The sequence below is a fragment of the Xanthomonas sp. NCPPB 3442 genome (assembly GCF_056725145.1).
Window position 1 is genome coordinate 1,449,906 of sequence record NZ_CM161514.1, and the last position, 21,999, is coordinate 1,471,904.

Genomic DNA, 21,999 nt, shown 5'->3' on the forward strand with positions numbered 1-21,999 from the left:
AACGGGCTGCCTGGCGCCATGGCGGCGTTGGGTGGCCTGCGATACGTCGATCGCATGCCGCGTGCTGCGGCAATGATGCGTGCCTCATGCACGCCGTGTTGTCTTGGCGGCTGTCAGTACGACCGCCGTCGCTTCGCGCGCAACCTACGCCTGTGTGCGTCGGTCGTGTGCAGCGCTTGCCAGGTGATGCAGGTTCAAAACGTGTACTCCAGTCCGGCAGTGACGGTGCGCGCAGGCGCGGCCTGACGCCCCCAGGGGCTGGTGTCCACGCCACGGAACCAGTATTGCCGGTCGAACAGGTTGTTGATCGCCAACGATGCGCTGAACTTCTGTCCATCGCGTTCGAACAAGGTATGGCTCACTTGCGTGTTCCACACCATGTAGGCCGGCAACTGACCCACCGAAGCGATGGCATTCTCCTGCACGGTGTTGGCAGCGTCGCTGAAGGCCTTGCTGAAGTAATAGCCGGAAAGCGCGACAGTGGTGTGACCAAGCGCGTAAGTGCCGCCCAGCGTGATCTGGTTGCGCGAGGTGTAAGGCACGCGCAAGCCGCGGAATGCACCCGATTCCTGGCTGGCATCCAGATAGGCATAACTGGCGTTGAGGGTGAGCGCACGCAGTTGCTCCGGGCTCCATTGCAGTTCCAGCTCGCCACCTTGATGGCGGGTCTTGCCGAGATTGCGGAACACGCGCGTGGTGTTGTCGAGCTGAATCTGCTGATCGAAATCGATGAGGTAGCCGCCCAGCTGGACACGTGTCCGCTCGTTGGGCTGATAGCGCGCGCCCGCCTCGTAATTCCATGCCAGTTCGGCATCCAGGTTGTTGCCGAAGATGATCTGGGTGACCTGCGGCGCACGCATCGAACGCTGCCCGTCGGCGTAGAAAAACCATTGCTCGTTTGCCTGGAAGCCCAACGTCAGCCCCGGCAGGACATCGCGCGTCTGGTTGAGCGTGCTGACGCCGGTGGCGCGATTGAAATAGCGCGAATCCAGGCGTTCGTAGCGCAGGCCCGGCGTAATCGTCACGCGCTCGCCCGGCAGGGTGATGGCGTTGCTGAGGTATGCGGCCAACGCGCGGTCTTCGAACCGCCAATCGCGCACGGTGGTGAACAGCCCGTCGCGCAGACGCAGATTGCCCACCAGAAAATCGATGTCCTCGCGCACTGCACGCACCCCGGCAGTCCACTGCTGACGCACGCCACCGGCATCGCCCATGCTCCAGCTCAGCCGTGGCTCGCTGCCGACCACGCGGAAATCGCGCGGTGCGGTCTGGCGCAGTTGCGGCGGCAGGTCCGAGCGCCACGTTTCGGTGGAGGCCTGGCGCATGCCGACAATGAAATTGCGACTGCTGCGTGCACTGAAGTTGCTCCAATCCAGGCGCACCTCCTGCATCGGACCCCAATCGCCCAGCAGCTGTTCGTAGCTCAGCGACGCACGTGTGGTGCGGCCGTTGAAGCTGTCCAGCGGGCGGGTGGACTGGCGCGGGTCGCGCCGGTAATCGTCCGGACTGAGGGCACCGGCCAGGTCCATGTCGACCAGATAACGCTGCACGCTGGCCTTGAGCAGCTTGGTGTCGTCCAGCCACCATTCGGCACGGACGCGCAGATTGCTGATGTCGGTGTCGCTATGCGCGCGCCAGTACTCGCCATAGGTGCGATTGGCATCGACCTGCATCCCGAAGTTATCGGTGAGATATCCGCCGCTGCTGAGCGCACTGTCCTGCAGGAACCGGCCCTGGCCGCCGGCAGTGACCTTGTGCGCCAGCGTGGTGCTCCACGCGCTCGGGATCTCCTTGCTGACCAGGTTGATCACCCCGCCCACGTTGTTCGGCCCGTACTGCACCGCCGCGCCGCCGCGCACGATGTCGATGCGGTCGATCTGGCTCAGTCCTACCGGAAACAGCGACAGGCTGGTCTGCCCATACGGGGCCAACGCCAATGGAATGCCGTCTTCGAGCACCTGCACGCGACCGCTGCGGCTTTCGTACAGACCGCGCAGCATCAGCTGCGGCAGTGCGCCGGTGCCGGTTTCGTCGAAGATCTTGATGCCGGGCACGCGCTGCAATGCATCGTCCAGAGAACGGTTGCCGCCATTGCGCAACTGCTCGCGGTCGATCACCTGGCGGCTGCCGGCATAACGCTGCACATCGTCGGGTTTGGAGCGACCGAGCAGGCTGCCTTGCACCTGGATCGCATCCAGTGCACGAATCGGCGTGCCGCCACCGCTGGCATCAAGCGCATCGGTCGTCGGCGTATCGCTTGCGCGCGCCAGCTGCGGGAGCGTCAGCGTGCTCGCCGCGATAGCGATGGCCAGGGCGTGGAAACGGAACGTCGACATCTACGGCGTGCTCCTGCAGGCGGGAGGTGATTGGGGGACGGCAAGGCTGGCCAAATGGCCGCGCAGGGCGCGTTGGATCAGCGCGCGGTCTTCGCCGGCCAGCAGCCAGCGCAGCTCCGGCTGCTGCAGCCAGTGCGCACGCTGCGCGTCAGTGCGCGGGTTGGGGCAGAACGGGACGTTTGCAGCAAGACACTGCGCATGCAGTTGCAGCAGCAATTCCCACACCTGCGGATGAGTGGGCTGCGGGCCCAGACCCAGATCCAGCGCAAGATCCAGCGCACCTTCCATCACCAGGGCCACGCCTGGGATGGCAAGAATCTCCGGCAGGGCAGCCACGCCGGCGGCGCTTTCGATCATCGGCACGATACGGGTGTTCGCATTGGCATGCGCAATGTAGGTGGGCAGATCGACATTGCCAAAGCCGGTGACACGGCCGCCGGTGATGCCGCGCCGGCCCAGCGGCGGGAAGCGCGCCGCGGCGATGGCGTTGCCGATCTGCGCCGCAGACTCGGTACGCGGAACCACGATTCCGCGCGCGCCGGCATCCAGCACGCGGCCAATCAGTTTTTCGTCCACCTCCGGCACGCGCACCCAGGCCTCGCAGCCCGACAACTCGCAGGCGCGGATGGCATGTTCCAGCGTGTCGGGCGCGTGCAGCACATGCTCCAGATCGAGCACCACGAAGCCATAGCCGATGCGGCCCAGCAATTCGCAGAGCTGCACGCTTGGCAATGCGTTGAGGATGCCGACTGCAATCGCCATGGAAGAGGCCGCCGAGGAAACGGGCGCTCATCCTGCACTTGATGGGAATGATTATCAAGTGTGTCTAGCGGTCTTTTTGGGTAACCACTGCGGCGTGATTCCGATGGGTTAGCTTGGAGCCTGTAGACAGTCATCCCCCACACCCGGATCGTTGCTGCGCACTTGGAACTGTTCAACAGCACGTGTCTTACGCCGAACCCAATGTTGTTGCTGCCCAGGAAACGCCGTAGCCTTGAGGAAACAAGGCGTTTATCGGCCAACCACTATGTACCGCACTTCAGCCGCGCTGCTATACATCTCTCTGACGATTTCGCTGTGCGCGTGCGGAGCAAAGGAGACCACGATGCAATCGAGGGACGCGCAGGCGCGCGACGAAGACGGCGATCCGATCTATCGGAAGAACCAGCATCCGAAGCAGGCCTATAGGGTGACCATGACCATTGAGAATGCGCCGGGGCCGTTTGGGGCTGCGTCAGCTAAAGCGTTTTACGACATGAAGGATCGTGATCAGTGCGCGCCATTCGATGCTTCATTGGGGATGTCGACAAAGCCAAAAGAACACGCGATACCTGTTGCTTTTCAGAAGATCAACGATACGGTTTTCACGGCGATGATTTATATGGATGGCATGGTCGATGCTGACTACTACGGCAAGGGCGTCTGCCACTGGGAATTTGGAGGTTTCGGTGTTTCCCTGAAGGCGACAGGTGGCAGGGCGGAAACAGCTTTCTCGCCTAGTCTAGAAAAAAAATACTTTGACGAACTTAAGCAAAAAACAACTTTTTTTTGGTCAGGGGGGTATCCCAGGAGTAATTTGGAAGACTATGTCGATTTTGGCGAAGAGTCTGCTGACAAATACGCAGAGCCAAATCGAAGTAACTTATTTCGTATAAATCTCAAGGCGGAAAGGGCGGCCCCATGAGTCTCACCAGCCAGCAGTACGCCGCACTGACCCGCGATGGCTACGACAAGCCTGAAGATACCGGAGAGCGAAGCGCTGTTGTAAATATCGGCGGTCTACCTGTCCGACGTTTGCAATACGTGGACAAGCCGTCAGGCTACCAAGGCGTCATCTACGAGAGAGCCGATACCAGGGAAATAGTGGTTGTCCACCGAGGAAGCGAGTTTGATCGCCAGCCCTTACTGGACGGTGCACTGGCCGACGGTGGGATGGTCGCGACTCGCCACAATGCGCAGGTAGCAGACGCCATCACGTTTACGCAGCGCGCCTTGAAATATGCAGAGCAAAAGCATCTCAGTACCGGTCTACCAATCCCCGATGTGACGGTTGCTGGCCACTCGCTCGGTGGCAATTTGGCACAAGTCACTGCGCATCACTTCGGCCTTAAGGGGCAGACCTTCGACGCCTACGGCGCGGTCAGTCTGGATCGGCGGATTCCGGAAGGCGGCAGCGATGTGATCAATCACGTTATGGCCGGCGATGCAGTCAGCGCCGCAAGCCGCCATTACGGCCAAGTCAAGGTCTATGCCATACCGCAGGAAATTGCTGTCCTAAAGGCCGCGGACTACGTCAACGACCGCAGTGCGCTGGACGCGCGTGATCCGCTTTCGGCGGCTGTCAGGTTGGGTGAATCGCATCGCATGCATAACTTCCTGCCAGTCGATGGGGCCGGCAAAGCGGATACCTCCGTCTTGGAAGACCCTTCAACGCAGCAGCTCGCTCGGCGGTACGCGCCGATGATCGAGAAGTATCGCGGCGACATCGAGACGCTACGGTCCGGCTTGACGGTGTACTCGCGTGGAATCCCTGGGCTGGCCCGCGATGGGGTCGATCACCTGCGCGGTCCGTTGGAACCGGGAACAGGACGTCGAGAGATGGATGCGCCGACCTGGCAACAGCAGATGCAGCAATTCCAGCATGACCGCGAGCGCAGCCATGTGCCGCAGGCGTGGCAGGTGCCGCTCAAGGGAGAGGCGCAGGGAGCGCATGATGCGCGTGCGATGTCGCCGACTCACAGCGGAAATATGCCCTCGTTGAAGGACGACCCAAGCGCATTTCTCGATCGCATGTTGGCCGCCGCACAGAGCGGCGACCGTGATCAGTTCCGTCAGATGACGCAGAGCCTTGCCAATGAGCCGCATGGCCGCGCATTGCACGCCGAGGCCGTCGAGACGGTGAACCAGCAGGAACAGCAGGCGGCCCGGCAGGCGATGCAGGCACAGCGGCAACAGGCCGAGTCGCAGCAGCAAGAGACCATGCGCATCGGCGCACGCAGCCTGTAGTCGTCATCACCAGGAAGACTGGAGGCACGATGGACGTACAAGACCCGATGGCGCTGGTCAGCAAAGCCGCCATGCTGATGGAACAGTTCGAGCGTCGATGCGCCGAACTGGAACAACTTCAACGCCGCCTTGCCCAGCAGTTGGAGCAAGTCGCCCAGTCGTTGCCAAACGTGGTCACCCGTTCGGCCGAGCAGACGCTGCAGCGCGTACCCGACACCTTGATTCGGAGCATTCAGCAGGGCTTGGATCAACCTGTCGCCGGTTTCGAAAAGCGGCTGCAGCAGGCCGGTGGTTTGATCGGGGAAGGCGCGCAATCATTGTCCGATCAGCTCAAGCGCATCGAGCGCGGGCAGCGCCTGCTGCTGTGGAAAGGCGCTGCGGTTGTCCTGGGAGGTCTACTGCTGTTGTTGGGCGGCGGTGGGTGGTTGTTGACCCAATATCGTCAGGAAATACGTGACAATCGGTTGCGTGCCGAGTTGCTGCGCGCTTACAACGGCGCCGACGTAATGCTTTGCGGCGACCGTTTATGCGCGAACGTGGACACCAAGGGCGCTGCGTACGGCGATCGTCGTCAGTACCGACCGGTCAAGCCACGCTGATGTTGATAGCGGCTGTCGTGTGTCTTGGTGACGGCCGCGTGGCGATGCAATCGGCAGTAGCTACCCCATAGTGAGTCCATTGGGTAATGTGCGTCGTCTTGGCGCTGAGCACTGGGGGCATCGAACCAGCAACTGTCACGACGCCGGCACGTTCAACGCGCGGTACGGCGGGGTGGACATCACCATTTCGGCCAGCGAATAGGCCAGTTCGCGCTCGGCCAGTACCGCGCCGTCGGCGCCGTGTTCGAGCAGGTGCTTGACCTCGGCGTCGCTGTGGGCGCGCGCCAGCAGTGTCAGCGAGGGGTTGATGGCGCGCAGCTTGGCCAGTGCTTCGCCGGCTTCCAGCGGCTGCGGAATGGCCAGGATTGCGATCTTGGCATGCTCCGGGCGTGCCTCGGCCAGCACGCGGTCGGCCGCTGCGCTGCCCCGGATGCCGGGAATACCAGCCGCATGGGCCTTGGCGACGTGGTCGCCGTTGTCGTCGATCACCAGCACCGGCACGCCGCGGCTGCGCAGCAATTGCGCCAGCGAACTGCCGACGCGGCCGTAGCCGATCACGATGGCATGCCCATCGGCCGGCAATGGCGGGCCAGGCGGTAGTTCCGGTTCCACGGCGGCGGGCGCGTCCTGCGCCTGCTTGGCCTGCCAGCGGTCCAGCCACGAGAACAGGAACGGGTTGGCCACGATCGACAGTAGCGCGCCGGCCAGGATCAGGTCGCGCCCGGTTTCCGGCAGGATCGCCAGTTGCACGCCCAGGCCGGCCAGGATGAAGGAAAACTCGCCAATCTGCGCCAGACTGGTGGAAATGGTGAGCGCCGTGCCGGTGGGGTGGCCGAACGCGCGCACGATCAAAAATGCCGCCAGCGACTTGCCCACGGTAATGGTCAGAAAGGTCGCCAGAACCTGCCACGGGTGCGCGATCAGGATCATCGGGTCGAACAACATGCCCACCGAGACAAAGAACAACACCGCAAACGCATCGCGCAACGGCAGCGAATCGTTGGCGGCCTTATGGCTGAGTTCCGATTCCTTGAGCAGCATGCCGGCGAAGAACGCGCCGAGCGCGAACGACACACCAAACAACGTGGCCGACACGAATGCCACGCCCAGCGCGATACCGAGCACGGCCAGGGTGAACAGTTCGCGCGAGCCGGTTGCCGCCACTTTTTCCAACGACCAGGGGATCACGCGCCGGCCGATCACCAGCATCGCTGCGACGAACGCCACCATCTTTAGCAAGGTCACGCCCAGCGCGGCCAGCAGCGAGGGCGATTGCGCATCGTGCGTCGTGGCTGGTGCGCCGCTACCGAGCACATCCGCCAGCGCCGGGAGCAACACCAATGCCAGCACCATCACCAGGTCTTCGACAATCAGCCAGCCCACCGCGATGCGGCCGCGCTGGGTGTCCAGCAAACGGCGTTCTTCCAGCGCACGCAACAGCACCACCGTACTGGCCACCGACAGCGCCAGGCCGAACACCAAGCCGTGAATCAGCGACCAGCCCATGCTCCACGCCAGCGCCCAGCCGAGCAGGGTGGCGACCACGATCTGCGCCAATGCGCCAGGCACCGCGATCCACTTCACTTCCATCAAATCGTCGAGCGAAAAATGCAGCCCCACGCCGAACATCAGCAACATCACACCCAGTTCGGACAGCTGGTTGGCGATGGTCTGGTCGGCCACGAATCCCGGCGTAAACGGCCCTACGCACACGCCGGCCAGCAGGTAGCCGACCAACGGCGAGAGCTTCACCTTCTGCGCGAGCGTGCCAAGGATGAAGGCGACCGCGAGGCCGACGGCGATGATGTCGATGAGGCTGGTGTCGTGATGCATTCCAATCCGTTGTGAGAGTGTCCGGGAGATCGTCGAGCCAGCCAACGGCACTGCGCCGGGCGTCGCCTGCGGGCATTGCGTGGTCATGGCTGGAGTCCGGCAGGGGGAACTGGACCGCAAGACAGGTCCGGTTGGCCGGACGCCCATAGTACACAGCGCATGATTAACGCGATGCGACACGCAGCGCATGCGTGCAGACAGATGCATGCGTCAGGTGGCGCGTAAACCGCTGTCGCCTGCGCCTGCGCCTGCGAGCTGAGACGCACGGCGCAAGTCCGGCATGCCGAGTCAACATTGACGACACCGCTTCGCGCTTGCGCAAGGCCGGGGCGCGACGCATACAGATAATCCGGGCATTCCGTGGAGCACCTGCGTCCTTGGGCAGGTGTACGCATGCATCGCCCCTATTTCGGGGGAGATGCCACATGAGCCAGGCCATGCATCTCAGCGATTTGGCAACACCCCAGTTCCGCCACGATCCCTATCCGACATACGCACGCCTGCGCGAAGAAGGCCCACTGGTGCAGGTGGCGGACGGGCGGCTGATGTCCGGCCGCTACGCCGTGGTCGATCGCCTGCTCAGCGACCGTCGGGTCGGTCGCGACTATCTGCAAAGCATTCGTCTGCGTTACGGCGAGGCGGCGGTGCACCTGCCGCTGTTCCAGGGTATGAGCCGCATGTTCCTGCTGCTCAATCCGCCGCTGCACACGCAGTTGCGCGGACTGATGACGCAGGCCTTCGGTGCGCGGCAGATGGAGTCCATGCGTGAGGTAGCCAGCGATACCGCCGCCGGGTTGATCGACGCTTTCCAGGCCAACGGCCACTGCGATCTGCTGGCCGAGTTCGCGTTCCCGCTGCCGATCGCCATCATCTGCCGGATGCTGGATATCGATGCAGCCGATGTCACCGCGCTGAGTCACGCGACCAGCGCGCTGGCGAAAGTCTTCGATCCGATGATGACGGCGGAAGAACTGCAGGCCACCAGCGTTGCGTACGACCAGCTGGCAACATACTTCCACGGCGTGATCGCGCAACGTCGCAGCGCTGGCGGCGACGATCTGATCGCGCGCTTCATCCAGGCCGAGGACAACGGCCGCCGCCTGAGCGAGGAGGAGATCGTCTCCAACGTGATCCTGCTGTTCTTTGCCGGCCACGAAACCACCTCCAACATGATCTGCAATGCGCTGGTCGCGCTGCATCGGCATCCGCAGCAATTGCGCCTGCTGCAGGAAACCCCGGGCCTGCTGCCCAATGCAGTGCTCGAATGCATGCGCTACGACAGCTCGGTGCAGATGGCCACGCGCACCGCCTTGCAGGATTTCCAGATCGAGGGCGTGGCGGTTCCCCGGGGCGCCATGCTGTATCTGATGCTGGGCGCGGCCAATCACGACACGCTGCAGTTCACCGACCCGCAGGTGCTGGATATCCGCCGCCAGCAGGGCCGCGCGCTGTCGCTCGGTGGTGGTATCCACCACTGCCTGGGCAACCGGCTGGCCATGATCGAAGTGGAAGCCGCGCTGGCCTGCCTGCTTGCGCGTCTGCCGGCGCTTCGGTTGGAGCAGCTGGACACGCTGAGCTGGAACGACCGCGCCAACCTGCGCGGTGTCGACACGCTGCTCGCCTCCTGGTGAGCAGCGGCCAGGCAGTGCAGTGACGTGACCAGCCGGGACGGCATCGCAGCGGCAATCACTGCGCTGGCGATCGTCGCGGCAGATGACGCACGGCCGCGGCACCCGAATCGAGATGCCCACAACGACAAACACCGCCGATCACGCGGCGGTGTTTGCGGATACACATGCGCGGATCGGCAGGTTCGCTCGAGCCGGCCGATCAGAAGCGGTATGTCACCCGGCCGTACCAGTAGCGACCGTTGAAGCCGAACGGCGACAACGAGGAATACTGCAGACCGCTGGCGCGATCGTCGTAGCCGGTGGTCAGCTGTGCCTTGGTCGGATACTGGTTGGTGACGTTGTCGGCACCCACGGTGAAGGTCAGCGCCTGCCAGGTGTAGTTGGCCGCCAGATTGAGGATCCAGCGCGCCGAATAGGTCTGGTCCTGGCTGCCGTCGGCCGGATCGCCGATGCGCTTGATCGCGCCATAGCGGGTGGCATTGCCGTTGAGCGAGAAGCCGCCCAAGGTCCAGTCCGCTGCCAGCATGTACTTGGTGCGTGGCGTGGATTCGGTCAACAGGCCCTGGCTGGCACGTCCGAAGTTCGGATTGGACAGCTCCAGGATCTTGGTCTTGTTGTAATTGGCGCTGGCGCTCAGGTTGAGGCTGCCGCCGGCACCGAGATCGGCCCGATAGCTGTTCACCCAGTCGACGCCGCGCGTGCGGCTGGTGGCGCCGTTGACGAAGAATTGCACCGCACCCACCTGGCCGATCGGCTGGGCGAGCTGGATCTGGTCCGAATACAGGATCTGGTCCCAGATGCGGATCTGGTACACGTCCAGCGTCGAGGTGAAGTTGGCGGTCGGCTGCCAGACGCTGCCGATCCCGTAGTTGGTGGACTTTTCCGGGCTCAGCGGACGCGCGCCCAGCTGCACGGCGATCGTGTCGGAAGTGCGATAGGTGCCGACCTGGATCAGCTGCCCGTCCTGCGGCAGGGTCACCACCGAGGCGTAGTTCTGCTGCGCCAGCGAGGGCGCACGGAAGCCGTTGGAAACCGTGGCACGCATGGAGAACGTATCGGTGAATGCATAGCGTGCCGACAGCTTGCCCGAGCGGGTGGAACCGGCATCGCTGTAGTTCTCGTAACGCCCGGCGATGCCACCGGACAGCTTGTCGGTCAGGTCCGCTTCCAGCGCTGCGTAGGCCGCGTTGCTGTGACGGCCGAACTTGCCCGCTACCGAGGGCTCCAGACCGGAGAACACCTGCGCACCGCCGGGGTACGGGGTTCCGGTCTCCGGGTTGATGGTGTCGGGGTCGAAGAAATACGACGCCGGCGAGCCGGCGACGATCTCGTAGCGGTCCTGGCGATGTTCCACACCGAAGGCCAGATTGACCGGATAGGCCAGGCCCCAATCGAAGGACTTGTTGAAGTCGGCGTTGAGCGTGCCTTGTTCGGTTTCGAAACCACCGGAATTGAAGTTCGTCGGCGAGCTGCCCGTGCTCCAGTACAGATTGGTGTTGATGCTGTTGAGGATGTTGAAGGTCATGTCGTTCTTGCCATAGGTGGCCGACACGTCCCAATGCCAGTCGCTGGCCGTGGTGCCCTTGACGCCGAGCACCGCCGAGCGGTCGTTGATCGGGTTGTAGATCTGCGGCAGGAAGCCGTTGGGATACACCGCCTGCACGTTGCGGTCGGTGTTGTCGTAGGCACGGTAGTAGCCGTTGGAGGTCACTTCGCGGCGGCTGAGGCTCAGATGGCCATACAGCTCGACGTTGGGCGTGAAGTCATAACCGAACGCGACCAGGCCCTGGTAGAACCTGGCATCCGGATCGCCATGGCGCTGGTAGGGCACGCCGCTGGGATTGGCGGCGCCGGCAAGCGTGGTGGCGCGATTGGTGTTCTCGCTGCGGTTGGTGTCCATCGAATTCTGGTAATTCCACGACAGCCGCACCCAGCCAGGCGCGGTGTCGCCGCTGGTGGCGCCGAACGGCAGGCCGACCGAGCCGTCGACGCCGTTCTGTGCGCCGTCGCCCTTGTCCATGATGCCGCCATTGACCGAAATGGTGTTGCTGCCGGCCGCGGCGCCATGCTTGAGCACGATGTTGACCACGCCGGCGATCGCGTCGGAGCCGTATTGCGCCGACGCGCCATCGCGCAGCACCTCGATGCGGGCGATCGCCGACATCGGCAGCGAGTTGAGATCGGCCGGCGCTGAACCACGACCGACATAGGGGTTGTAGTTCACCAGCGAGGAGGTGTGATAGCGCTTGCCGTCGACCAGCACCAGCACGTTGTCCGGCGACAGCCCGCGCAGCGTGGCGGGACGGGCGGCGTCGTTGCCGTCGGCGATGGCCGGGCGCGGGAAGTTCAGCGACGGCAACAGCTTGCCGAGCGCGGTGGCGACATCGGTGGCGCCGGTGGCCTGCAGGGACTCCTCGGAGATGATGTCGATCGGCGATTCGGATTCGGCCACGGTCCTGTCGCTGACGCGCGTACCGGTGACGATCAGGGTGTCGAGGGTTTTCTGCGGCTGGGTCGATTGCGACTGCGCACTGGCAGCGAAGGAACAGACGGTGAGTGCGACTGAAATCGCCAGCGAGAGTGCGTTGGAGTTGTGCATGGGAGTCAAGGCTCGAAAGGAGTGATGGACGTAGCGACGAAGCACCGTAAATACCGGGGGAATGCAACTGCGAACGGGTAATCGGCCATGCCTGCGCGCCGCATGCGTCCGCAGGACGGAGCAGTGCGCACGAGTGCAGCAACCGGCAATGCGCGGTGTGGCGCCTTGCGCGCTTTGCTGCGCGCATCCTTGCTGAAGCGGTGCAACGTGCAGCGGAAAGCGTCTAACCTGGCCACCTCATGTGTGCGAGGGTGGCCAGGGACGGTGACGTCGGCGACACGTCAGACATGCAGTGCCGCGCGACTCAAATGCCGGCCGTGACCGACCGGCATTTGGGAGTTACCACTTGTAGTTCACGTTTGCATAGACCAGCGCGCCGTTGAAACCGAACGGCGAGGCGCTGCTGTAGGGCAGGTAGGTGCGCGTGCCCAAGCCGGCTTGCTGGCGGTCAGGATATTCGTTGAGCACGTTGTCGCCACCGATGGTGAAATTCCACGCGCCCAACTTGTAGGACGCGGCCAGATCCAGCGTCCACTTGGCCGCGTAGGTCTGGTCGCTGCCGGCGTTGGTGCCGAACGTACTGAACTCGCCCCAGCGCGTGGCGGTGCCGGTGAACGACCAGTTGCCCGGCGACCAGGTCCCGCCAAGGAAGAACTTGTCGCGCGGCGTGCCTTCGGTGATACGGCCGATTTCGGCGCGACCGATGCGCACCGCACTCGGATCGATCGCCATCAGCGCTGCCGGGTTATCGGCGATGCGTTTGATTTCGGTCTTGTTGTAGTTGTAGCCGGAGGTCAGCTCTGCGCTGCCGCCATCCAGGTTCCAGCGATAGGTGCCGACCGCATCGACGCCTTGCGTCTTGGTGTCTACCGCATTGGTGAAGTAACGCCCGCCACCGATGCCCGGGAAACCATTGGCCTGCAGGTAGTTGCGGACCGCAGTCGAGGTGAGGTTTTCAGACAGCACGATGCGGTCGTCGATATCGATGCGATACGCATCCACCGTGATGTACAGATTCTCCACCGGCTGCAGCACCACGCCCAAGCCGTAATTCTTGGACTCTTCGGCCTTGAGCGGTTCGGCACCGAGCGCGATCGCGGCAGGGTTGTCGGTACGGAAGGTGCCGATCTCGAACGGAATCGCGGTCACCGTGCCGTTGGGCTGCGCCACGTTGAGGAACTGGGTGGCGATCGACTGGAAGTTCTGCTGCTGCAGCGACGGCGCGCGGAAGCCGGTGGATGCAGTCGCACGCACCGCCACCTTGTCGGTAAAGGCATAGCGCAGCGACAGCTTGCCGGTGGCGGTGTCGCCGAAATCGCTGTACTTCTCGTAGCGCCCGGCCAGCCCGGCCGAGAACTTCTCGGTCAAATCGGTTTCCAGGTCGGCGTAGAACGAATGACTGTTGCGGTTGTAGTAACCGGCATCGGAGGGCTTGAAGCCCGGAAACACCTGCGCGCCGGGAATCAACGACCCGTTGGCCGAGGGAATACCGCCGTTGGCCGAGGAAGCCGCATCGCCAGGCGATTCGTTGAATTTCTCGCCGCGCCATTCAGCACCGAAGGCCAGCGTCACCGGATAGGCCAGGCCCCAATCCAGCGTCTTGGTGAAATCGGCATTGAGCACGTTCTGCGTCACTTCCAGCGTACCGGCGTGGAAGTCGGTCGGGCTGGCCAGCCCCAAGCTGTTGTTCAAGCTGTTGCGCACATCGAAGGTGAGATTGTTCTGGCCGTAGTTGTAGCTCAGATCGATGTTCAAGCCACCTTCGGTGGAGGTCTTCAAGCCGCCCACCCACGACACGTCCTTGCTGACGTTGTAGATCTGCGGCAGGAAGCCGTCCGGATAGATCTCCGGGCGGTTGCGATTATCACCGGCAAAGCGGAAATAGCCGTTGGACAGCACTTCGCGCCGGCTCACCATGCCGAACGAATAGAACGTGAGGTAATCGGTGGGGCTGTATTCGCCGTTGAACGAGAGCGCGCCCTGATCGATGTCGGGGTCGCCGTAACGCTGCTCCACACGGCCCTGGAACGGCAACGCGCGGTTGGTCTGATCCGAGTGCCCGGCCTGTGCGGCCAGGTGCACCTTGCCGGTACCGGCGAAGCTGAAACCGGCATCGCCGGACAGTTGGTACTGCTCGCCGTCGCCAGCGCTGTACTTGCCGTAGCGGCCATTGATGCTGCCGCCTTCGCCGCTGCCCTTGAGCACGACATTGATCACGCCGGCGATGGCGTCCGAGCCGTATTGCGCAGACGCACCATCGCGCAGCACTTCGATGCGCTCCACCGCGGCGATCGGGATGGTGTTGAGGTCTGCCGGCGAAGAGCCACGCCCCTGGGTATCGTTGAGATTGATCAACGCCGTGCTGTGATAGCGCTTGCCGTTGACCAGCACCAGCACCTGATCGGGCGACAGGCCGCGCAGCTGTGCCGGGCGCACCGCGTCGGAGCCGTCGGAGATGGCCGGGCGCGGAAAATTGAGCGAGGGAATCGCGCGTGAGAGCGCGGTCGCCAATTCGGTGGTGCCGGTCGATTCCAGTGCCTGCGGCGAGATGATGTCGATCGGCGATGCCGATTCGGCGACCGTGCGATCGGCCACACGCGTGCCGGTCACGATCAGGGTGTCCAGTGTTTTCTGGGCCGGCGCCTGCGATTGCGCAGACGCGGTTGAAGCGGAAAACGACAGTGCAAGAACAACGGCGACTGCGAGTGGACTGGTCTTGCAATTCATGCGGTGACAACTCCGAGTGGGGAACGGATGCATCGCAGGGGCCCCCTCCCGGGCCGCGTCCATCGCGGCAGCTGCGGTGCGTTCTCAACCATTAACCACGCGTAACCGCATGTCAAATTTTGGTTACGTTGCGCAAGCAACTGTCATCTCTGACGTGCTACTGGCAACGTTGTCATCGTGCACCAAAGTGATGCGACGCCTGCACCAGACCTGCTGGGGCAGGCGCTCGCTTGCACCATAGTGGACGGCAATACCAGTTATGAAACTTGTGCATCAGAATGTGATCTGCACCGCATCAGCACTGCGTTGCGCAACACCATGGAAGACCGCTTCGATGTTGTTGCCGTCCGGATCGAGCACGAACGCGGCGTAGTACTGCGGGTGATAGGGGCGCAGGCCGGGCGCACCATTGTCGCGACCACCATGGGCGAGCGCCGCTTGATGGAAGGCATGCACCATTGCCACATCGCGTGCCTGAAATGCCAGGTGGTGGCGGCCGGTGAGCACGCCCTGTGCCACCGTGTCGCGGTCGGAAACGAATAATTCGTCGGCCCAGAAGAACCCATCGCCTTCGCCGCCGACCGGAATCCCAAGAACGTCCAGCACGGCCTGGTAGAAGCGCCGGCTGGCCGGCAGGTCCTGCACCACCAGGTGCAGATGGTCGATCAAGCGTCCGCGCGACAGCTGCGATGTTTCCATGGAGCGTGCTCCGGCAATGACGGGAGCACCGTTGATACCACCGCAGCTGCCGGCAGGTCTTCACCTCGCAGCGATACGGTGCGCACAGTGGCGACCAACGCGTCGCGCGTAGTCCGTCAGGTGCGCGCCGACGGCGACACCAACCGCAGTGCACACAGAGTCGATGCCGCGGCTGCGTCCGCCTGGTGCCGGCAGCGAGTTTGTGTGCCGTTCCAAAAAGACCTTAGGCAGATGCGCACACGCCCCAGGCTGGCCGGGGCGCGTGGTCGACTCTCGATGTCGAAGGATGCAATGGCGACACGCCATGCATGCAGCGACGTTGCATTTGCCGATCACAGCAATGTCTCGCGCTGATCGCGAGATGGCCGATCGCATCGCCCGCCTCACGATCACAAAGACAACCTCGGCTGCTCAAGCGCAGCGCTTACCAGCGGTAGTTGATGCGCCCATACACGTACGCACCATTGAAGCCGAACGGCGACAGATTGCTGTACGGGAATTGTCCGCTGGTGGAATTGGCGAAGTTGTTTTCGTCCGGGTATTGATCCAGCACATTGTCTGCGCCCAGCGTCAGCGTCCAGCGATCGATCTTGTAGCTGGCCGATGCATCCACCACCCACTTGGCGCCGAAGGTCTGGTCGTTGCTCGCGTCCGCTGGGCGGGTGCTGTACTTGCCATAGCGCGTGGCCCCCAGGGCCAGCGTCCAGTGTTCGGAGTTCCAGCTGCCGTTGATCAGGAACTTGTCGCGCGGGAAGCCTGCTTCGATGCGGCCACGCTCGGTGCGGTCGATGCGCTCCAGGCTCAGCCCGTTGGCCGACAACGCGGCCGGGTTGGCGGCCACGCTGCGCACTTCGGTTTCCGAATAGTTATACCCGGCAGTCAGGTCCACGCTGCTGGCGGCCAGCTGCCAGCGGTAGCTGCCCACCACGTCCACGCCGCGCGTACGCGTATCCACCGCATTGGTGAAGTAACGCCCGCCATTGATGCCGAAGATGCCCTGCGACTCCAACAGACTGCGCACGCCCGCGCCGGTCAGGTTGGACGACAGCACGATACGGTCGTCCACATCGATCTGGTACGCATCCACGGTGAGGTAGAGCGCATCAGTGGGCTGCAGCACAAGGCCCAGGCTGTAGGACAGCGAGGTTTCCGCATCCAGCGGCTCGGCGCCGAGCGCGCGCGCCACGGTGCTGTCGGCGGGGAAGGTGCGAATCTCGAACGGGTTCGGGTTGCCGGCCAGGAAGGTGGTGCTGGTGGACTGGAAATACTGCTGCGCCAGCGACGGCGCGCGGAAGCCCGAGGACACCGTGCCGCGCAATGCGATCCTGTCGGTGAACGCATAGCGCGCGGAGAACTTGCCCGAGGCCTGGCTGCCGAAATCGCTGTAGTCCTCGTAGCGGCCGGCCAGGCCGGCAGAGAACTTGTCGGTGAAGTCGGCTTCGATGTCGGCGTACAACGCGTAGCTGTCGCGCGAGTAGCGGCCCGACACGCTAGGAGCGAAGCCGCCGAATCCCTGCGCGCCACCGGCCAGCGTGCCGGCCTGGAAATACGAGCCCACTTCGCCCGGCGACTGGTTCCACTTTTCGTTGCGGTATTCGGCGCCGAAGGCCACCGTCACCGGATACGCCAGGCCCCAATCGAAGCCGCGCTTGACGTCCAGGTTGACGATGTTCTGCGTAGTTTCCAGCGCGCCGTCGTAGAACGCCGTGGGCGAGGTCGGCCCCAGGCTGACGTTGAGCGTATTGCGGGTGTGGAAATCGATGCGGTTGTAGCCGTAGTTGTAGCTGGCGTCCCAGTCCCAACCGCTGGCAGTGGAGCCGCGCACGCCGGCCACCAGCGAACGGTCCTTGGCGTAAGTCTGGATTTCCGGCAGGAAGCCCTGCGGATACACCGACAGGATGTTCTGGCTGCTGCCCGGCGCGCGGAAGAACGCGAACGAGGTGATGTCGCGGTTACTGGCGGTGGCGAACGCATAGCCGGTGATGCTGTCGCTGAAGGCGAATTCGGTATTGGCCGAGACCGCCTGCGCATTGACCTCCGGGTCGCCGATCTTGAACGCCTTCTGGCCGACTGCCGGCTGCGAGACGCTGGGCGCGCCGGCGTAGGCGCGTGCACGGTCGGTCGGGTCCTGCTGGTTGAGCTGGGCGGCCACGTGCAGCCAGCCGCGATCGCCGCCATAGGCCACGCCGGTGTCGCCGGAGAGCTCGTAGTTGTTGCCGTCGCCAGCCGAATACTGGCCGAAGCCGGCTTGCAGGCTGCCGCCCTTTTCTGCGCCCTTGAGCACGATGTTGACCACGCCGGCAATGGCGTCGGAGCCGTACTGCGCCGAGGCGCCGTCGCGCAGCACTTCCACCCGCGCGATGGCCGCGACCGGGATGGTGTTCAGATCCACCGCCGCCGCGCCACGACCGATGGTGCCGTTGAGGTTGAGCAGCGAGGAGGTGTGGCGGCGCTTGCCATTGACCAGCACCAGCACCTGATCCGGCGACAGGCCGCGCAGCTGCGCGGGACGGATCGCGCTGGTGCCGTCGCTCAGGGCAGGGCGCGGGAAGTTCAGCGATGGCAGGGCGCGCGCCAGTGCGGTGGCCAGTTCCGGGGTGCCGGTGGCTTGCAGCGATTCGGCGCTGATGATGTCGATCGGCGACTGCGACTCGGCCACGGTGCGGTCCGATACGCGGGTACCGGTGACGATGACCGTATCCAGGGTGTTGGCCGGGGCGGTCGCCGGGGCGGCGGTCTGGGCCAGGGCGGGTGAAGCAAGCAGTGCAGCGACCACGGCGGTCGCAAGCGCGGAAAGGGGGGCGTTCATGACAACTCCGAAAACGTGGGTCCAGGCAGGACCAGGCAAGGCTAGGCAGGCGGCGGTCGCGGGAGGGCGAACAAGACGGCGGCCACGCTGAAGGCGCTAATTATTCGTTAACGCTAGAATGGCGTCGCAGGAATGCTGCTCATCTGCTCATTCCTTTTCGTTCTATCGGACTGTCCATCAATGATTTCCCTGCGTAACTTCTCGATGCGACGCGGCGAGCGTCTGCTGCTCTCCAACGTCGACCTGACCATGCACGCCGGCTACCGCGTCGGTGTGGTGGGCCGTAACGGCACCGGCAAGTCCAGCCTGTTCGCTGCGGTGAAGGGCGAGCTGGAAGCCGACAAGGGCGATGTCGATCTGCCCGGCAAGGTGCGCACGGCCAGCGTGTCGCAGGAAACTCCCTCGCTGCCCGACCCGGCGCTGTCGTTCGTACTGGGCGGGGACATCGAGGTGTCTGCGGTACTGCAGGAAGAAGCCGCAGCTACCGCGCGCGAGGACTGGGAGGCAGTGGCCAATGCACACCAGAAGATGGCCGAGATCGGCGCCTACGACGCCGAAGCGCGCGCCGGCAAGTTGCTGCACGGCCTGGGCTTCCCGGCCGACACGCACCATCGCGCGGTGTCGTCGTTCTCCGGCGGCTGGCGGGTGCGGCTGAATCTGGCGCGCGCGCTGATGATGCCCAGCGACCTGCTGCTGCTCGACGAGCCGACCAACCACCTGGACATGGATGCGGTGCTGTGGCTGGAGCAGTGGTTGCTCAAGTACCCGGGCACGCTGCTGCTGATTTCGCACGACCGCGAATTTCTCGACAACGTGGCCACCCACACCCTCCACCTGCACGGCGGCACCGCCAAGCTGTACGTCGGCGGCTACACCGATTTCGAACGCCAGCGCATCGAGCATTTGCGCCAGCAGCAGATCGCGCACGAGAAGGAACAGGCCGAGCGCGCGCATCTGCAGAGCTTCATCGACCGCTTCAAGGCGCAGGCCAGCAAGGCGACCCAGGCGCAGAGCCGCATGAAGCGGCTGGCCAAGATGGCCGGCACCGAGGCGGTGCGCGCCGAGCGCGAGTTCCGCATCCAGTTCGCGCAGCCCAGCCGGCTGCCGTTCTCGCTGATCCGGCTCAATCACGTGGAAGCCGGCTATGCCGCTGTGCCGCGGGAATCGGGAATCGGGAATGGGGAATCGCAAAAGCGTGGTTCCAGCGATGCCATTACCGTGCTGCATGATGTTGGATTCGGGCTAGAGGCGGGTGACCGGATTGGTTTGCTTGGGCCCAATGGCGCGGGTAAGTCCACCCTGGTCAAGACCTTGGTGGGCGAACTGGCGCCGCTGGCAGGCGAGCGCAGCGCACATCCGGATTTGCGCATCGGCTACTTCGCCCAGCACACGGTGGAGTCGCTGCACGAAGGCCAGTCGCCGATGGACCATTTCCGCGAGTTGTCGCCGGATGGTTCCAACCAGGCGTTCCGCGACTTTTTGGGGAAATGGAATTTTGCCGGCGACCGCGCCTTCGAAGTGGTGGATGGTTTCTCCGGCGGCGAGCGCGCGCGCCTGGCGCTGGCGTTGATCGCCTGGCAGCAGCCGAACGTGCTGCTGCTGGACGAACCGACCAACCACTTGGACCTGGAAATGCGCGAAGCGCTGGCCGAGGCGCTGAGCGATTTCGAAGGCGCCATCGTGATGGTCTCGCACGATCGCCATCTGATCGGCCTGGTCTGCGACAGTTTCTGGCGCGTGGCCGATGGCGTGGTCGAGCCGTTCGCCGGCGACCTGGACGAATACGCCGCCTGGTTGCGGAGCCGCCCGGCTGCGCAGGGGACCAAGCAGAAGATGGCCGAGGCGGCGCCGACCCCGCCACCGCCGACCAAGCCGCTGCCGCCGAAAAAAGCCGTCAACCCGCATAAGCTGGCCAGTGCCGAAAAGCGCGTCGGCGAGCTGGAAGCGGCGCTCGCTGCGCTGGATCGCGAGCTGGCCAATCCCGGCAACTACGCCGACAGCGAAAAGATGGCGGTGCTCGGACGCGACCGCGAAGCAACCGCGCAGCAACTGGCTGCAGCCGAGGCAGCGTGGATGGAATTGATCGACGGTGCGTAAGCGTCACTGACAAAAACGCCTGCGCAACCGTACGATGGCGTGTCAGATGGTCGTTGCGAGATGTACCAGGCGTACATCGCCGTTGCCGCGCCTGGTCTACACCTAGCGGCTGCCTGCGCGCTGCGTCGTGTTGGCCACGATGAAAGCGCGTGGGTTACGCTGCGCGTTGAGCCACACACGGATGTCGCGCGCATGATCAGCGTCACCATCAGTCTGGAAGACCATCTGGCCGCGCAGCGCTTGCATGCGCGTCACGATGCGAAACGCCTGCTCGTGTTTCTGGCAGTCCTGCTGTTGATCGGAGCGGGGCTGCTGCACCTGAGCGGCGCGAGCGAGATTATCGGCCCGGTGCTGATCGGCGGCGGTGGCGGTGGGTTGCTCGGCCTGGTGGCGTTGCACGTGTGGGGCCTGCCGCGGCGGATCAAACGCCTGCATGCGCAGCAGGCCTCGCTGCGGCATACCTACACCTATGCGTGGGACGAAAACGGTCTGGAAGTCACCTGGGCGGACGGGCATTTCCGCCGGCCCTGGACCGATTACATCCGCGTCCGCGAGAACGACCGGGTGCTGCTGCTGTACCACAACGATCGGCTGTTCGAGCTGTTCTGCCCGCACTGGTTCGCCGACAGGGCGCAGTTCGAGGCGTTTCGCCAGTTGGCCTTGCGGGTGGGAAAGACATCCAAGGCGCTCTGAGAGTGGCAGCGCTGCTCAGCTGCTGACGTGCTGTTGGGCCAATAGCCAATCGCGCAACCGGCGCCCGGCATCGCTTTGCGGCCGCGACCGTAGCCGCGTCAGCCAGTAGCGCCCGGCGTCGATGGTGATCGGGAACGGGCAGACCAGGCGCCCGGCATCCAGGTCCTGGCGAAACATCGGCAACGGCAACAACGCCACGCCGGCGCCGGCTGCCGCTGCGCTGGCCAGGGTAAGCGACGAATCGAACATGCTGCCGCGCGCAGGCACCTCCGTCGCACGCGCCGCGCGGAACCACTGCGGCCACTCATCCAGGCGATACGAGCGCAATAGCGGCACACGCGCCAGATCCTCCGGCACGCGCAAGCCGCGCGCCATTGCCGGCGCGCACACCGGCGCGAAGGGCGCTTCCATCACGGCTTCGGCAACCTGGCCCTGCCAATCGCCATCGCCGAAGCGGATGGCCAGATCCAGGCCCTCTCCGGCCAGGTCGACGCGGTTGTTGTGGGTGGACAGGCGCAGTTCGATATCCGCGTGCGTTGCATGAAATGCCGCCAGCCGTGGCAACAGCCAGCCGGTGGCGAAGGTGCCGACCACGCCCACGCTGAGCACCTCGCGGTAACGGCCATCGGCAAAGCGTTCCAAGGTGGCGGCGATGCGGTCGAAGGCCTCGCCGAGCACCGGCGCCAGCGCGGCGCCTTCGTCGGTCAGCGCTACACCGCGCGGCAGGCGGTGAAACAGGCTGGTGCCCAACTGCTGCTCCAGCGCCTTGATCTGGTGACTCAGCGCGGCCTGGCTGACGCATAGCTCATTGGCCGCGCGGGTCAGATTCTGATGGCGCGCGGCGGCTTCGAACGCGCGCAGGGCATTGAGCGGCAGGCGGGGGCGGGGCATGGGTAGAGATTAGTTCAATTCATGCCTGAGATCGAAACATCGCGATGGTCGGCTGCATCCTGCGCATCGATACTGCGGG

General features: G+C 64.2%; 14 protein-coding genes. 6 read left to right on the forward strand and 8 right to left on the reverse strand.

Features of this window, described 5'->3' with window-relative positions; genetic code table 11:
* Positions 1-194: 194 nt before the first annotated feature.
* Positions 195-2,336, reverse strand: a complete 2,142-nt coding sequence (locus tag AC1POX_RS06265) for a TonB-dependent receptor family protein (protein ID WP_372356877.1) — start codon at positions 2,334-2,336, stop codon at positions 195-197.
* Entirely contained in the window at positions 2,337-3,098 is a 762-nt protein-coding gene (locus AC1POX_RS06270) for an HpcH/HpaI aldolase family protein (RefSeq protein ID WP_372356878.1), read from the reverse strand.
* A 343-nt stretch (positions 3,099-3,441) separates the two neighbouring features.
* On the opposite strand from AC1POX_RS06270, the gene AC1POX_RS06275 reads away from it, so the two are divergent.
* The 3 genes from AC1POX_RS06275 to AC1POX_RS06285 are packed head-to-tail and all read left to right on the forward strand — an operon-like array spanning position 3,442 to position 5,941.
* Positions 3,442-4,020 carry a hypothetical protein gene (locus tag AC1POX_RS06275; RefSeq protein WP_057681851.1) on the forward strand — a complete coding sequence of 193 codons (579 nt, stop codon included), beginning with the start codon at positions 3,442-3,444 and terminating at the stop codon, positions 4,018-4,020.
* The gene (locus tag AC1POX_RS06280; RefSeq protein WP_033478387.1) at positions 4,017-5,342 is read left to right on the forward strand and encodes a Tle-like phospholipase domain-containing protein; all 1,326 of its coding nucleotides are present in this window, start codon (positions 4,017-4,019) and stop codon (positions 5,340-5,342) included. The genes AC1POX_RS06275 and AC1POX_RS06280 overlap by 4 nt, the downstream gene beginning before the upstream one ends.
* Positions 5,343-5,371: 29 nt before the next feature.
* Positions 5,372-5,941, forward strand: a complete 570-nt coding sequence (locus AC1POX_RS06285) for a hypothetical protein (RefSeq protein ID WP_008571075.1) — start codon at positions 5,372-5,374, stop codon at positions 5,939-5,941.
* Positions 5,942-6,076: 135 nt separating this feature from the next.
* Here AC1POX_RS06285 and ybaL read toward each other — a convergent pair whose 3' ends face one another.
* On the reverse strand, positions 6,077-7,774 hold the full coding sequence (ybaL, locus tag AC1POX_RS06290; RefSeq protein WP_008571076.1) for a YbaL family putative K(+) efflux transporter: 1,698 nt from the start codon (positions 7,772-7,774) through the stop codon (positions 6,077-6,079).
* A 437-nt stretch (positions 7,775-8,211) separates the two neighbouring features.
* On the opposite strand from ybaL, the gene AC1POX_RS06295 reads away from it, so the two are divergent.
* Positions 8,212-9,405: a cytochrome P450 gene (locus AC1POX_RS06295; RefSeq protein WP_338334361.1), complete on the forward strand. Its 1,194-nt coding sequence runs from the start codon at positions 8,212-8,214 to the stop codon at positions 9,403-9,405.
* Positions 9,406-9,604: 199 nt separating this feature from the next.
* Here the strand turns inward: AC1POX_RS06295 and AC1POX_RS06300 are convergent, their stop codons facing one another.
* The 4 genes from AC1POX_RS06300 to AC1POX_RS06315 all read right to left on the reverse strand — a co-directional run bounded on the left by AC1POX_RS06300 (position 9,605) and on the right by AC1POX_RS06315 (position 18,239).
* Positions 9,605-12,004, reverse strand: coding sequence for a TonB-dependent receptor plug domain-containing protein (locus AC1POX_RS06300; RefSeq protein WP_338334218.1), 2,400 nt, complete (start codon positions 12,002-12,004; stop codon positions 9,605-9,607).
* 339 nt (positions 12,005-12,343) lie between these two features.
* Entirely contained in the window at positions 12,344-14,731 is a 2,388-nt protein-coding gene (locus AC1POX_RS06305; RefSeq protein ID WP_014090819.1) for a TonB-dependent receptor plug domain-containing protein, read from the reverse strand.
* A 273-nt stretch (positions 14,732-15,004) separates the two neighbouring features.
* Entirely contained in the window at positions 15,005-15,430 is a 426-nt protein-coding gene (locus tag AC1POX_RS06310) for a VOC family protein (protein WP_008571081.1), read from the reverse strand.
* Between the two features lie 424 nt (positions 15,431-15,854).
* Entirely contained in the window at positions 15,855-18,239 is a 2,385-nt protein-coding gene (locus tag AC1POX_RS06315; protein WP_011348289.1) for a TonB-dependent receptor plug domain-containing protein, read from the reverse strand.
* A 180-nt stretch (positions 18,240-18,419) separates the two neighbouring features.
* Between AC1POX_RS06315 and AC1POX_RS06320 the strand changes: the two genes are divergently transcribed.
* Positions 18,420-20,336 carry an ABC-F family ATP-binding cassette domain-containing protein gene (locus AC1POX_RS06320; protein ID WP_372356879.1) on the forward strand — a complete coding sequence of 639 codons (1,917 nt, stop codon included), beginning with the start codon at positions 18,420-18,422 and terminating at the stop codon, positions 20,334-20,336.
* Between the two features lie 192 nt (positions 20,337-20,528).
* Positions 20,529-21,029, forward strand: a complete 501-nt coding sequence (locus tag AC1POX_RS06325; RefSeq protein WP_039416460.1) for a YcxB family protein — start codon at positions 20,529-20,531, stop codon at positions 21,027-21,029.
* Positions 21,030-21,044: 15 nt separating this feature from the next.
* Here AC1POX_RS06325 and ampR read toward each other — a convergent pair whose 3' ends face one another.
* Positions 21,045-21,920, reverse strand: a complete 876-nt coding sequence (gene ampR / locus AC1POX_RS06330; protein WP_008578086.1) for a LysR family transcriptional regulator AmpR — start codon at positions 21,918-21,920, stop codon at positions 21,045-21,047.
* Between the last annotated feature and the right edge of the window lie 79 nt (positions 21,921-21,999).